Consider the following 13,876-nt stretch of genomic DNA (forward strand, 5'->3'; position numbering starts at 1 on the left):
GATGCTGCCATCTGTCCGGCCTCTTGGTGCAGCGCCTGGGCTGCGGCCCCGTATGGGATTCGGACCGGATCCACTTCTGCCTGAGCGTGCTCGCTGGCACGATGGAGGGCCTTGGTTCGTCCGATCAAGTCTTGCCGAAAGTTCTGCCATACCCAACTTTGACCGAAGAGGCCTGCGAGGTCCGCCACCAACATCCGCAGTTTGCGCACCAGCATCTGTTGCAGCAATGGACCCTTCGGGGCGGCGACGGTAATGCGCAATGGCGCGTTCACGCCAACAGCGCGTGAAAACGACGAGCACTCGTGCCGTTGCCAATCAGTGTGCAACAAAGCCTTTCTCCCTAGCCTGTGATGCGGCTGGAGACGGCATTGCATGTAGCGTGCCAAAGGAGAAAGTCGTTTGGAAATACCGTGCTAGGTTAGTTCCGACGCTATGTTTGTCCGACATTGTCGGGCATACGACAACGCAGGAGCGCGCTTGAACGACGCTTGCATTCCGTTCCGCGGCGAAGGCTCCCGTGCCCGGCCGCCGAAATTGCAATCTTCCCTGGATGAGTTTTCGCAGGATCAAGCGCGCGAAAAAGAGGTGCCGCGTCGAGATACTCATCGACAGCGGCAGATCCTCGCGGCTCTGCAGCGATGTAACTGAGAACTTACTCCAGCCGTTCTATGGTGTAGCGCGCCGCGAGCCCAAAGATCGAACGGGAAAGGTGAAGTTCGCCGGCGACCGCACGCCCGGTCATTGCCCGCAAATAACCGTCTGGCGAAGAGATTTCCTGCCGATCGAGCTTCTGCAGGGTTATGGCGATGGCAACGGCGGCCTGCTGCTCGCCCATTTGATCGACGGCGCGGCGCCGCGCATCGTCCGAAATACCGGCAATTCGGCACATTTGCGGAGCGATTCGGGCCAGATCGGCCCAACTGCTGGGCGGCGCGAAACCGTAAGTGCTTAGTGCCGGTATGGCTCGCAATAGGTCCTGCAGCGCAACCAATTCCTGCCGCGAATGACGTGGTTGTTTGATTCCGCTCCTGCGCCGCCTCAGGCTTGCTTCAAAAGCACATTCGCTGGCGGAGCCAGCGCTAACTGATGTCAGTTCGGGGGTAGCCGAAGGCCGGTCATCATTACTCTCTTCATGTGAATTAGGGCTTGTAGTCTGTTTGTGCGTGTCGCTTCCGGCACACCTGCATGCCGAATCCTGCGGTGCGAACGCAAGTTCAGGCCGTCGTGGGAGTTGCATAGCGCGCTCCACAAACCACTCTAAAAGCGCGGTCGCGCGACGCAAAAGCACGCTCGGTGCCCTCGTCGCGATACCGACCAAAGTGATGACTTTTTCAACACGCACCTCGAGCCGGGCCCGCGTGCCTTGCGGAATGCAGTTAGCAAACGCGAGCGCACGACGGAGATTACGCAACGCCCCACGATACCGCCGCAGCGCTGCATTTGCGGCGGCCTTTTCGACTCTGGCTTGCCTTACGAGTTCATCAAGCTCGCGGTAACGAGCGATGAGTATTCGCATGTCGATCCCGCAACCGTCTACAACCGTGCCTTCGATGTTTCGGGTAGGATAGCGCTTATAGTTGCCGCTGTCCTGCATGGTGATCAGACCGGCGTCGAAGAGGTTCGACAGCAGCCGGCTGACACGTCCGGCCGAACGATTGATTTCGAAAGCAAGCTGCTGGTTCGACTTGAAGATGATTGGCCGGCCGCCCTTTTCGAAAGCGTCCGCAGGTGCCGTGTTGATCAGTGTGGTCAATAGGTACGCCTCGGTCGCATTGACCATCCCCGTGCAGGGCAGATTTTGCGCAAGCACGGCGAGCTGTCCGCGTGTCACAGTCCCGATCTCAGCCGATAGTGCCAGGCGTCGGAATTCGGCACGTTTGGGCGTCTGTCTACGGCCGATCGACCGTTTTGGTGGCATCGGTTCTCGCACAGTCGTCTCCTGTGTTGGAGACCAGACAAAGCAACTCCGTTCACCGAAACGGTGTTTTTTAAGTTGACAGAGGAAGTGAGGTTTGCTACTCAAATTTTGGCGAAATTGATTATTAGCAAACCGTTTCCGAGATTTGTTTCGGGGGCGGTTTTTCTTTTCTGGTCCGGTCGGTTTTTCTCCGTTGCAAGATTGGAATACATTACTCGGAATCGAAATGACCCCTGCGTAATGTTGCGCGACCATAAACCGAATGATCTTTTTGGCGCAACAATCGTGCAGCGCCGCTGATAGAGCGACTCTAGTCGCCGCAAGGCCATGTGCTGCCGGCCTCGCTATGCAGGGACGCGAGCTGCCACCAGATTTGCATTTGAGCCGCGCTGTCTGGCTCCGATGCTATCTTTGCGCTCAAGCGGTTGCGCCTCTATGGGCTTATGCGACACGCCATGCGATTTGATGAAATGTCGTCGTCCCTAAAGGCTCTGCGGCTCCTTGAGTGAACGCACCGTGCGACGATTGGCGTGCGGCTGCGACAAGCGGCCACCTACCTCATGCCGGCTTCCGGCGCAATCATGAGCCATTCAGCGCTGCTGTGACCGCCCCGGCGAACCGATAGCAAAGGCGAAAGGAAGCGTTCATGAGACCACGAAGGGTGGCCATCAGCCTGCCGAATCCTTGGCTTCCCGGAGCAGACTGGGCCGACCGTCACGAGCTTCTTTTCTTCACCGAGCGGGTGACTGCGGCGGAGGCGGCGCGGCGAGCACTTGGGAGCGCATCCGGGTGGGTGCAAAGTCTTGTGACATGGCACAACCGCCTCGCGCCCATAATCGGGCTGAGCGAAACCGCGCACCCTGCGCATTCAGGCCTGATCGGTACCTTTCCGCTCCTGCACAGCGACGATCGCGAAGCCGTCGTCGGCTATGATGCCCGGCACTTGCATTTTCGTATTGTCGTGGATGTTCGTGAAGGCCCTGCTGACGGCCAGGTCATCGGCATGACCACCTTGGTGCGCCGCAGGAATGCGTTCGGGCGGCTTTGTTTTGCCGCCGCCATACCTTTGCATATGGCGATCGTCCCAGCCTTGCTGACGGGAGTTAAGCGACCCGGACATGGTGCTTCGCGGGAACGGTGAAGTAGAAGCAAGATTGAACACAGTTGCCCTGCGGCACTATCCCACAGGAAGTCGCTGGCGATGTGCTCCCCACCCAACGGGGGATGTAGTGGGCCGGAAGCTGGGGCATCACGGATGCGGGCAAGTCCAGGAAGTGCGTTGCGGAGGCCGTCCAGCTGTGTCACGGAAACGAACCTGATACGGAACGCGATTTTGGGAGGCGATGCTGTTTCTCTGATCCGAAGAGGCCTCCTGGATGATCGGCACGATTCTGTCGCGACGCGCTGGGGGCGGTCTGCGGGACTTCGCCAAGCTTGAGCCGGGAAGTGCTGCGCGACCTTCACACGATCGAAGTCAGCGGGGCCAAGATCGGTACTCTGGAATCGGAAGACGCATGACCTTATCGCACTTGGCTTTCCGGTGACCACGCGATGCGACGACTGCATTGCCGTTCACGCGAAGAAGGCGGTCGAACTCGGTGCATTACATAACGAGATTGCCGAGGCCCTCGGGGTGCTGATCGCGCTCAATGCGGGCGCGGCGCTTAGCCTATACGGCGCGTTTCGACGCCGTGTCGGCCCTACCGAAGGCGTGATCCCAACCCCGGTACGGCGCGCACTTTCTCGAACGCGCCCCCTTCGCTGGTCGCGTACTGTGACCCCTGCCTTGAGAACGGGTTGGCAGATATTCTACACAGATTGTCAGTTCATCGAAAGACGGCAAATTAGCGATGCGTTATGCTCCGATCATCGCAGGCTCTGATCCCCCATGTCATCGGCGGTCATGAGGGCCTGTCAATTGGGTGGCGCCTACGCGGTGGTCCGACTGCTTCTTGCGGAAGCGAGCGATAACTTGGACGCAAGGTCGATACCTCCCAACTCCACTGAACAGAAAAAAAGAGGTTCTTTGCATGCGCGCTGACGTGCGATGGAAATTGTGCTGGGAAAATGAGTTGCAACTGTCCGACCACGTTGAACTCACAGACTTCTTTCGGAAGACCTATGGACCGACCGGGGCCTATAATGCAAAGCCGTTCGAAGGCAGTCAAAGCTGGGCCGGAGCAAGACCTGAGCTTCGTGCAATCGCCTACGACTCGAGCGGTGTAGCGGCCCACATGGGCTTACTGCGCCGTTTCATCAAGGTTGACGGAGTCGACCTGCTGGTGGCTGAATTAGGCTTGTATGGGGTGCGTCCGGATCTTGAGGGACTCGGGATCGCCCATTCGATCCATGTCATGCTTCCAACACTGCAGGTGTTTCAAATTCCATTCGCTTTCGGTACCGTTCGGCCCGAGATGCGGAAGCACATCGAGAGGTTCGGCCGACACGGTCTGGTGACCGTTATGACCGGGATCACCGTACGCTCCACGCTGCCACACGCGCGTACCGACCTGCCGCCCACGCGCGTCGAGGATCCACTTGTCATCGTCCTGCCTGTTGGACGGCCGATCTCCGACTGGCCCGCCGCCAGGATAATTGACCGGAATGGACCAGAGCTATGAGCTATCTCTATTGCTGGTCCGAAGCGCAGACGCTTATTTGCGATCTCACGCAGCCACGCCCGCAATTCAACACCGGCGGTCGGTCGGACCGACAGCGCACCGGTCGGCGAATACAGGCGGTGAGTTCTGACAAGTGTATTCTTCTAATGAAGCAGCCGATCGATGGTTCGGCTGGCATACATCCACACGGTGGATAAAGAGACATGCGGTTCAAGGGCCTTGATCTAAATCTCCTGGTTGTGCTCGACGCCCTGATGACCGAGCGTAACCTCACGGCGGCGGCCCGCAGCATCAATCTCAGTCAGCCAGCGATGAGCGCGGCCGTCGCCCGGTTACGTACCTATTTCCGTGATGAGCTGTTTACGATGGCTGGCCGCGAATTTACCCCTACGCCGCGTGCGGAACGGCTCGCGCCCGCGGCACGCGAGGCTCTACTGCGCATTCAGCTCTCGATCATTTCCTGGGAGCCGTTTAACCCGGCCCAGTCGGATCGTCGCTTCAGGGTCATCGTTTCCGATTACGTCACATTCGTCTTTTTTGAAAGGATCGTCGAGCGTGCGGCGCGTGAAGCGCCCGCCGTTAGCTTCGAATTTCTTCCCCCATCCGACGACAACGAGGACCTTCTTCGGCGCGGCGACGTCGATCTACTAATTCTGCCGGAAATCTTCATGTCGAACGCTCGTCCTCGAACGAGATTGTTCGACGATGTACACGTGTGCGTCGGTTGTCGCACGAACGAGCAGCTGTCAGAGCCACTTACATTCGAGAGATACATGTCGATGGGGCACGTTGTGGTCAGATTCGGGGATAGCCTGAGACTGGGTATCGAGGAACGGTATTTGGTCGAGCACGGCCTGAAGAGACGTATCGACGTCGTGGTACAGGGCTACAGCATGATTCCGCCCATGCTGGTGGGGACCGAGCGTATAGGAACCATGCCTTTGCGGCTGGCGCAGCATTTCGCAAAAACAATGCCGCTGCGGATCGTCGAGCTCCCGCTGCCACAACACCTTCCGTTCACCGAGGCCGTTCAATGGCCTGCCCTTCACGATAGTGACCCGGCAAGCCTGTGGATGCGCGAGATGTTAGTACAGGAGGCGTCCAGTATGGTTTCGCCGCTTGCCACGGCCGAGTCCCCCATCGAGCCTGGATCGCGAAGGGATGTTTGTCCGGGTCGCCCCGCGAAGACGAACGCTGCGGAGAGTTCGCGGGCGTGATCCGTCATTGTCTGACCGGCATAATGCGCGAGAGCGGTCGCGGATCAAGGGAGCCCCTCGCGGCGTGCCCATCTCACCCGTGGCGCCTACACTGGCGCTGATGGCGATGCTTGTTGGTGGTGTCGGCTACATTCGGCTTGGGGCCAACGAGCTTGTCTGCGGTGGTGGGACAAGATGCTTACGAAACTACCACGCTCGAGCAGCGCGGCAGAGGCGATCCGTTATGCGATTACCTGCTGTGCGTCGCTTTGCCGCGTCCTCGACGACGGGAGATCGAGACCGACGACAACGTCGCCGAGCGGGCGATCCGGTTGACCATGCTCGGCCGCCCGCCGGAACGCGATAGCGCGGCTCTGTTTCGCCGCCGCGATTCCGTTGCACAAGGTGATCGTCCAGATCTTGCTGAGGGAGTTGCGCGGTCCGGCTTGGCCTTTCAGGGGAACGGTGATGCACAACGACGGATTGAAATCGCCTTTGCTCATTTACTCCACTTCTTGCGTCTCTGCCCTCGGGCGCCTTTCTGCCGCGGTGCATCGGAAATCAGCATCAAAGCCGTGGATGGGTTGATAGATATCCATCAAAATACATCATGTCTTTGCATCTTTCTCGATGACAATTTATCAGATAGAGCCATGACCAAGCGTCCCACAATTGGCGATCTCGCACGCGAATCCAGAGTCAGCGTTGCGACGGTCGATCGGGTTTTGAACGCCCGCCATCCGGTACGGGAAGAGACCGCGCGGCGCGTCTACGAGGCGGCCCGCGCGCTCGGTTATCCTACGGCTCGCCTCATGGAGCAGCCGGGGCCGCGCCATCTGCCTCACTATCGGCTGGGTTTTATTCTTAGAAAGCCCGCACACCCCTTCTTTGCCGCCTTTGCACGCGAAGTCGAGGCGGCAGTGAATGCCGCACCATCTTTTCATGGCATTCCGTCCATCGAGTTCGTTACGTCGAATGCACCCGGCGACCTGGTCGTGCTACTCAAAAATTTGGGCGCACGCTGCGATGCGATTGCCATGGTCGCTCCGGACCACCCGACGATCACGGAAGCAGTCGAAGATTTGAAGGTAAAAGGCATCCCGGTCTTCTCTCTGCTTTCCGATTTCGCTGCGGGCGCACGCGCGGGCTATATTGGGCTCAACAACCGGCAGGTTGGGCGGACGGCGGCCTGGATGGTGGCCAAGGCCGCAAAACGGCCGGGCAAAGTGGCGGTCTTCGTTGCAAGTCACCGTTCCCAGGGGCAGGAGCTTCGCGAAATCGGATTTCGTTCGTATTTCCGTGAGAACGCGCGGACCTTCGAGGTGCTCGATACGCTCGTAAGCCCTGAGACACGGCAGCTCACCTATGAGGCCACTCTCGATCTCATTCACCATGAACCCGAGCTCGTCGGATTTTATGTGCCTGGTGGCGCTATGGAGGGAGCCATCGCGGCTCTACGCGAGAGGCGCGAAAGCCGAAATCTTGTCGCGATCGTCAATGAGATTACGCCGGACTCACGGGCGGCGCTCGTAGATGGCATTATCACGATGGCGATCGCCACGCCGCTAGGGCGGCTTTGCCGCGAGCTGACGACGTTGATGGCACGGGTAATCGAAACCGGAACTGCAGATCCTTCAGGGCAAATCGACCTGCCGTTCGATATCTACTTGCCAGAAAATACTTCATACCCGACCGAGATCCGCAAGCGCTGAGAATTCTATCACCATGATAGAATAAAGATAGAATCCCATCATTGTCTCAGTGAATTCGTTGACCACTCTCCATCAGTCTGATCTCGTGAGCGTGTTTCTGCGGCACGGCGGTCTGACGCAGAAGATTCGGCCGCGCTCCAGAGAGGAACGCCCAAGCTAGGCGTCACCCGCTCCGCTTAACACTCAACTACCGGCGGTGCTTCGCACGGGTAGACTGAAACGGAGAAATATATGCCTGACGCAAAATTGCAGAGCGTGCTTTCATCTCTTTCGCAGCAGGCGAGTGAGTTAAATGCTCTGCCGTCCACTTGGCCGGTGCCTGATGCTCGCTGTGTCAAACTTGACACGAATGAGAATCCATTTGCGCTACCGCCACCCGTGATGCAAAGCGCCGTTGCGGCGCTCGAACGCCAGTATCTCTACCCGCAGGATGATAACATCAGCTTGAGGGAAGCAGCCGCCAAAGCTTATGGCCTCTGCAGGGATCAGGTGATTGCCGGCAACGGATCGTCTGAACTGCTAGGGCTCATTTATAGGGCTTTCCTTGGTCCGGGCGACGCCGTGGCGATGGTTTCGCCAGGTTTTTCGTTTAACCGCAAACTCGCCACGTTGCAGGGTGCACAATTTCTTGAGGTCCCGTTGAGCGAAGCTTATTCGCTGCCGACAGAGCAATTGCTTTCCGGCGCCGCCAAAGATGCGAAGTTCATTCTAGTAGCCAATCCGAACAACCCTACCGGAACATTTGTGCCGGTGGCCGATATCGAAGGCCTCGTAGCCCAATCGAACCGGTTGATCGTCCTGGATGAGGCCTACGTCGACTTTGCACCGGACAATGCGCTACGCCTTCTCGATCGCTATTCGAACCTTCTGGTCTTGAGAACATTCTCGAAAAGCTATGCCGCCGCCGGCATTCGCGTTGGTTTCGGTTTTGGTCATCCCGAGATTATTGGAAGGCTGCGCAACCTTCAGAACGTCTTCAACATGAACGTGATCGGCCACGCGGTTGGCATCAGCATCCTTTCCCATCGCGTTGCCTATGAAGAGAACCACAGACATATCAAAGGTGAAAGACAGAGAGTAAGCGTCGCCCTGTCACAGCTTGGTTTCTCTGTAACAGCCTCCCACGCCAATTTCTTGCTGGCCCAAGTGCCTTCGGGACAAGACGGAACCTGGTGGCAAGCATCCCTGAAAAGGCGAAAGATACTCGTTGCCGTCTTCCCTGAAGATGGTCTGGAAAACTGCATCCGCGTGAGCATCGGTACCAAACCCCAAATGGATGCATTTCTCGCAGCCGTCAGCGACATTTCTCACTGGCTTCGAAACGACTCCGGTGTGCATCGCACTTCCACTGATCTTCAAACTTAGGCAAGCCCACATCCTCGCTTTGTAAAGCTGCGAACGAAGAACGGGCGTCACCTGTCGCTGGAGCCGCTCAGGAAAACTCCTGGGGGTATAAGCGGTGCGAGTTGACGGCGACCGCTTCAAGACCGCGCCGCCGGCGGCGAACTTGGAAGGACAATATCTACTTGAGGAACAAGACCATTCTCGAACCAGAAAGGCATCAATGCCAGTGGTCGCTTGGGGGCAGCGGCCGAAACTTCCGCGCCAGAGTTGGAGATAATTGAATGAAAAACAGCTCTTCTTCAAAACTCGCCATCGGCATCTTCGACCACTTGGACGAAAATGGCAGCGATATCGCCCGACAATACGCGGATCGCCTGACGTTAGCTGAGACGTGTGATCGCCTCGGTTTCTACGCGTATCATCTCGCAGAGCACCACTTTACCCCTCATGGGAGAAGCCCGGCGCCAAATCTGTTCCTGTCGAGCGTTGCACAGCGAACCCACAATCTTCGTGTCGGCCCGCTCGTAATGCTGCTTAGCCTTTGCCATCCGCTGCGCGCGTTTGAAGAGATCTGCATGTTGGACCAATTGAGCGGCGGCAGGCTCGAACTGGGCCTAGGGTGCGGCTCCCTCCCGATCGAATTGGGTTACTTCGGAATTGGTGCCGACGCGGCACCGGAACGCTATGCGGAAGCCAGCAAAATCCTTATGAATGCGATGAGAGGCGGAACGCTATCCTATCAAGGTCAGTATTTTGAGCTGAACAGCGTTCCGTTGACGCTCAGGCCTCATCAGCGTCCGCATCCCCCGACATGGATCGCCACCAACCGACCCGAGTCCGCAAGCTGGGCGGCTGCGAACGGCGCAAATATCGCGTGCGTTGGGCCGTCCTGGACAGTCCGCAAGATAACTGACGCCTACCGAGCCCATCGAGAGTGCAACATTGGCGTAGACGATCAAGCACCGTTTCTCGGTTTGCTCCGCATGGTCGTCGTTGGACGCTCTGAGAAAGAAGCGCGTTCGCTCGCGGTGCCTGCTTACGAACAATGGCTCAAGAGCTTCAAATTCCTCTACGACCTCAATGAAATCCCGACACCGCCAAACCTGCCCTTGACCTTCGATGCGGCGATTGAAAGTGAATTGTGCGTAGCAGGAACGGCGACTTCTGTGCGACAAGCTCTTCTTGGTCAGCTCGAAGCGGCAGGCGCCAACTATCTTCTGTGTCAACTCGCATTTGGAAATCTGCCATTAGAGGCTTCGCTCTACACCGCAACAACCATTCGATCCGAAATTATGGATCCAGTGGGCTAACGGCGAAATCCGCCAACTTCCAAGCTCCGACTATTCGAGAGTGCCGCATAGCGTCACGGGAACTCATGAGGTAAACCCATATGGGACGCCTCCTGTACTAACATCTCGCGCATCCAGAGGCTTGCCGGATCACTATTGTGAAGGGCAGGCCATTGGACGGCCTCGGCGAATGGGGGAAGTGGCAGCGGGAGCTCGACGATTCGCAGGGGAATTGTTTTTGCGAAATGCTGCGCCAGCCGCAGGGGCATGGTCCCTATACGCTTGGTCCCCACTAGCATGGGGGGAATCATGCTGAAGCCCTGTACGACAACCTCGACACGTCTCTTGAGACCGTGCTCGCGCAAATACCACCCTTCGATGGTGGGTTGTCGGGTATTCCCGAACTTGACGGCAACGTGCCCCATCGACATGTATCTCTCGAATGTAAGTGGCTCTGACAGCTGCTCGTTCGAGTGGCAGCCGACACACACGTGCACCTCGTCGAACAGTTTCGCTTGAGGATGAGCGTTTGACATGAACATTTCCGGCAGAATCAGAAGATCGATGTCGCCGCGCCGGAGAAGGTCCGCATAGTCGTCGGCAAGAGGCAGAAATTCGAAGCTGACTCCGGGAGCTTCCCGCGCCGCACGCTCCACGATCCTTTCAAAAAACACGAGTGTGACGTAATCGGAAAGGATGATCCTGAAACGACGATCCGATTGGGCCGGGTTAAACGGCTCCCAGGAAATGATCGAAAGCTGAACGCGCAGCAGGGTCTCGCGCACCGCGGGGGCGAGCTGCTCCGCACGCGGTGTTGGGATCAGTTCGCGGCCACTCATCGTAAAGAGCTCATCGTCGAAATAGGTGCGCAATCGGGCGACGGCCGCGCTCATCGCCGGCTGGCTCAGATTGATGCTGCGTGCGGCTGCCGTAAGGTTCCGCTCGGCCATCAGAGCGTCGAGCGCAACCAGGAGATTTAGATCAAGGCCCTTGAACCGCATGTCTTCATCTATCTGTGGCGTGAATGCGCGCCATCCAAACAATCGATTTTACCGATTTATCGGCTTTCTGCATTAGAAGGATATCAATCGATGGAAATCAAGGGCATCGACGGCAAATTGCGAGTGGCGCAGGAAGACAGTGAAAGTGGTTAGATAGCCATCAGCTCTGGACATGGTCCCATGAAGGATTCTGCGAACTCAGCTTTCGGCACGGTCAGCCACGCGCTGCAGCGGCATCTTGAGAGGTTCCGCCGACATAGTCCGGTGACCGTTTTGTCGAGGCTTCGCGTGCGGTCCACGCTGCCAGACGCGGGTCTCGACAAACCGCCCACGCGCACTGAAGATGCACTTGTCATCGTTCTACCAGTTGGACGGTCGATCTCCGATTGGCCCTCTGGTAACGCGGAGCGTCTGTTGCGTGGCGCCTATGTCATGATTGCGCTCGCGACGATCGCTGTGCCTTTCTTCCTGTCAGGCCGGGGCCTGCGTGAGCTCAGAAAATAGCTTGGGCGCGCTCACATTTGCGGCAGAATGTTCTCTGGCTTCAGTTCGCCTATTTCGCCGGAGCCTCAGGTTGCCGTAATCGCCACCACGGCGTTGGTGCCGCCGAAGGCAAAGGCATTGCTGATCGCTGCCCGCACCTTGCGCTGCCGGGCGATGTTGGGCGTCACGTCGAGGTCGCAGTCCGGATCCTTCTCTCGATAATTCGCAGTCGGCGGAATGATCCCGTCGCGGAGCGCCATCACGCAGGCAATCAGTTCGAGGGCGCCGGACGCCCCCATGCAGTGGGCATGCATCGACTTGGTCGAGGACACCGATAGGGCATCGGCGTGCTTGCCGAAGACGCGGCGGATTGCCTGTGTCTCGAGTCGGTCGTTATATTTGGTGCCTGTGCCGTGCGCGTTGACATAGTCAATGTCCTCAGGAAGGAGCCCGGCATCGGCAAGACAGGCCTTTATTGCGGCGACAGGGCCTTCGACGGTCGGAGCGACGACATCGGACGCGTCTGCGGACATCCCAGTGCCGGCAAGCTCTGCGAGGATCGGAGCGCCGCGCGCCACTGCGTGCGCATAGGTCTCGAGGACAGCCACGCCCGCACCTTCGCCGAGTACCAGGCCGTTACGGTCGGCCGAGAACGGTCGGCAGGTCTCGCGGGCGACAGCGCGTAGCGCTTCCCAAGCCTTCAACACACCCCAGGCGAGCGGAGCATCGGTGCCGCCAGCCAGCATGACGTCAGCCCTGCCGAGCCTTAGTTGGTCGACCGCTGATATGAAAGCGTGGTTTGACGACGAGCAGGCCGAGGTGACGCCGAATACCGGTCCGCGCAGACCATAGACCATGCTGACCTGGCTGGCCGGCGCGCCTGGCATCGCGCGAGGCACCGCGAAGACATTGGTGCGTGATTTCCCGTCGACGAACAGTCCGCGATAGTTCTCTTCCAGCGTCTCCGCACCGAAGATGGCGGTGCCGACAACCGCGCCGATGCGATCGGTGTTGGTTTTGTCCACGATGAGCCCAGATTGCCGCAGTGCCTCGCCGGCAGCAAGAACAGCCAGCAGACTGTAGCGGTCCATTGTCGTCAGGCGCTTGCGATCGAACTCGACCTCGGGCAACTGCTTGACCTCTGCGCCTGTGCGGATTCTCGACTCATGGAAGGATGTCGTGGTGATCTCGCCGATCGCCGATCGGCCTGCGCGCATCGCCTCCCAGATGGAGGGCGCGCCGACGCCCATGCCGCAGATGCCGCCGAGGCCGGTTATAACGATCCGGGAACGGGCCATGACGGATGCTAATCCTTAGCTGCAATCAAGGCGCGTGTCTCCTCGATGAGATCGCTGACGGTCCTGAGGTTGCTCCAAGCCTCGGAAGTGTCCATCTCAATGCGGATATCGTAGGAATCCTCAAGATCGAACACGATGTCGGTCAGTTCGAGCGACTGGATTTCAAGATCCCGGAGCTTGGAGTCAACGGTAATTTCTTTGTCGGTGTCCGCATGAACTTTTATCTTTTCGATGATCTCGGTTGCCAGTTGATCGGCCATTGCCTTCCCCAATTTATTCGTTCAATTCCCTTTGCAACAACGCTGAGCGGACTAGCTCTGTCTGCCTTCGTTGCGGACAATCGGTCTTGCGACTATTGGTCAGTCTTCATTTTGCTTTAGTGGCGGCCAAGACCAGTTGGACGCACACAATCACAAAGAATCTCCTGTGAGGTCCGGGCGTGTGAAGGGATGCCCACCTCGCTGAATACTGTTGTCTTCTGTTAGCGGTTGCATGTCCTAGCGTAAGTGTCAGCAGTTAACATTAGTCGTGCCGGTGCAAATGTTGTTGCACGAGAAGTCACGCTCTCATCCATGCAGCTTTCCGCAACATCGGTAAAATCGATTGTGTGGATGCCACACATCCACATGGTGGATGCGCCGCAGGCATGCTTGGGGTCTGCAAATGGTCGTGTTTCGAAACATTGGACGTCCGATTGGGCGGCGTCTTGAGAGGAATGACACTTCCATATCCACGACGGCTGGTAGCGCGATCCTATACGCGGCGGTGTAGGATCTTTGGTATTCGATCTGGGGGAGGCGCGCATCGTCAACCTATTGAAAATACGTGCATAAACGCGACGCCCGCGCTGATCGCCGGTTGATGCTGCGCGCCGCCGCGGTGAGGTTAAGCTTGCTCGTCAGAGCGTCCAGCGCGACCAGAAGATTCAGATCAAGGCCCTTCATCATCCATAACGTGGATGGGTGCTATCCAAACAATCGATTTTACGAATTTATCGGCCTACTGCATTAGAAG

Annotated in this window: 11 protein-coding genes and 2 pseudogenes; 8 read left to right on the forward strand and 5 right to left on the reverse strand. The window is 58.0% G+C overall.

Going from position 1 to position 13,876, the window contains the following annotated elements:
• Nucleotides 1-652 precede the first annotated feature (652 nt).
• On the reverse strand, nucleotides 653-1,918 hold the full coding sequence (repC, locus tag ACFHWW_RS04320) for a plasmid replication protein RepC (protein WP_283068061.1): 1,266 nt from the start codon (nucleotides 1,916-1,918) through the stop codon (nucleotides 653-655).
• A gap of 661 nt (nucleotides 1,919-2,579) precedes the next feature.
• On the opposite strand from repC, the gene ACFHWW_RS04325 reads away from it, so the two are divergent.
• The 7 genes from ACFHWW_RS04325 to ACFHWW_RS04355 all read left to right on the forward strand — a co-directional run bounded on the left by ACFHWW_RS04325 (nucleotide 2,580) and on the right by ACFHWW_RS04355 (nucleotide 10,101).
• The gene (locus tag ACFHWW_RS04325) at nucleotides 2,580-3,059 is read left to right on the forward strand and encodes a DUF2867 domain-containing protein (protein WP_379937361.1); all 480 of its coding nucleotides are present in this window, start codon (nucleotides 2,580-2,582) and stop codon (nucleotides 3,057-3,059) included.
• A gap of 399 nt (nucleotides 3,060-3,458) precedes the next feature.
• Nucleotides 3,459-3,800 (forward strand): carboxymuconolactone decarboxylase family protein, encoded by a 342-nt coding sequence (locus tag ACFHWW_RS04330; protein WP_283067662.1) that lies wholly within the window; start codon nucleotides 3,459-3,461, stop codon nucleotides 3,798-3,800.
• Nucleotides 3,801-3,948: 148 nt separating this feature from the next.
• Nucleotides 3,949-4,539 carry a NodA family N-acyltransferase gene (locus ACFHWW_RS04335; protein WP_283067661.1) on the forward strand — a complete coding sequence of 197 codons (591 nt, stop codon included), beginning with the start codon at nucleotides 3,949-3,951 and terminating at the stop codon, nucleotides 4,537-4,539.
• Between the two features lie 203 nt (nucleotides 4,540-4,742).
• A complete protein-coding gene (locus tag ACFHWW_RS04340; RefSeq protein WP_283067660.1) occupies nucleotides 4,743-5,756 on the forward strand; it encodes a LysR family transcriptional regulator in 1,014 nt (337 codons plus the stop codon).
• Between the two features lie 632 nt (nucleotides 5,757-6,388).
• Complete coding sequence (locus tag ACFHWW_RS04345; protein WP_283068059.1) at nucleotides 6,389-7,447, forward strand: LacI family DNA-binding transcriptional regulator; 1,059 nt, start codon at nucleotides 6,389-6,391, stop codon at nucleotides 7,445-7,447.
• A 231-nt stretch (nucleotides 7,448-7,678) separates the two neighbouring features.
• A complete protein-coding gene (gene hisC / locus ACFHWW_RS04350; RefSeq protein ID WP_283067658.1) occupies nucleotides 7,679-8,812 on the forward strand; it encodes a histidinol-phosphate transaminase in 1,134 nt (377 codons plus the stop codon).
• A 260-nt stretch (nucleotides 8,813-9,072) separates the two neighbouring features.
• Nucleotides 9,073-10,101 carry an LLM class flavin-dependent oxidoreductase gene (locus ACFHWW_RS04355; protein WP_283067657.1) on the forward strand — a complete coding sequence of 343 codons (1,029 nt, stop codon included), beginning with the start codon at nucleotides 9,073-9,075 and terminating at the stop codon, nucleotides 10,099-10,101.
• Nucleotides 10,102-10,154: 53 nt separating this feature from the next.
• On the opposite strand, the gene nodD2 is transcribed toward ACFHWW_RS04355, so the two are convergent.
• Complete coding sequence (nodD2, locus tag ACFHWW_RS04360; protein ID WP_283067656.1) at nucleotides 10,155-11,081, reverse strand: transcriptional regulator NodD2; 927 nt, start codon at nucleotides 11,079-11,081, stop codon at nucleotides 10,155-10,157.
• 201 nt (nucleotides 11,082-11,282) lie between these two features.
• Here nodD2 and ACFHWW_RS04365 point away from each other — a divergent pair.
• Nucleotides 11,283-11,480, forward strand: a pseudogene (locus ACFHWW_RS04365) (acyltransferase); the annotation flags it as partial.
• Between the two features lie 170 nt (nucleotides 11,481-11,650).
• Here ACFHWW_RS04365 and ACFHWW_RS04370 read toward each other — a convergent pair.
• The 3 genes and pseudogenes from ACFHWW_RS04370 to ACFHWW_RS04380 all read right to left on the reverse strand — a co-directional run.
• On the reverse strand, nucleotides 11,651-12,862 hold the full coding sequence (locus ACFHWW_RS04370; protein ID WP_379937362.1) for a beta-ketoacyl-[acyl-carrier-protein] synthase family protein: 1,212 nt from the start codon (nucleotides 12,860-12,862) through the stop codon (nucleotides 11,651-11,653).
• A gap of 8 nt (nucleotides 12,863-12,870) precedes the next feature.
• Complete coding sequence (locus tag ACFHWW_RS04375; protein WP_379937363.1) at nucleotides 12,871-13,122, reverse strand: phosphopantetheine-binding protein; 252 nt, start codon at nucleotides 13,120-13,122, stop codon at nucleotides 12,871-12,873.
• A gap of 558 nt (nucleotides 13,123-13,680) precedes the next feature.
• Nucleotides 13,681-13,809: pseudogene (locus ACFHWW_RS04380) on the reverse strand (LysR family transcriptional regulator); the annotation flags it as partial.
• Nucleotides 13,810-13,876: the final 67 nt, after the last annotated feature.

Source organism: Sinorhizobium sp. P24N7 (assembly GCF_042436655.1).
Taxonomy (GTDB): Bacteria; Pseudomonadota; Alphaproteobacteria; order Rhizobiales; family Rhizobiaceae; genus Sinorhizobium; species Sinorhizobium meliloti_A.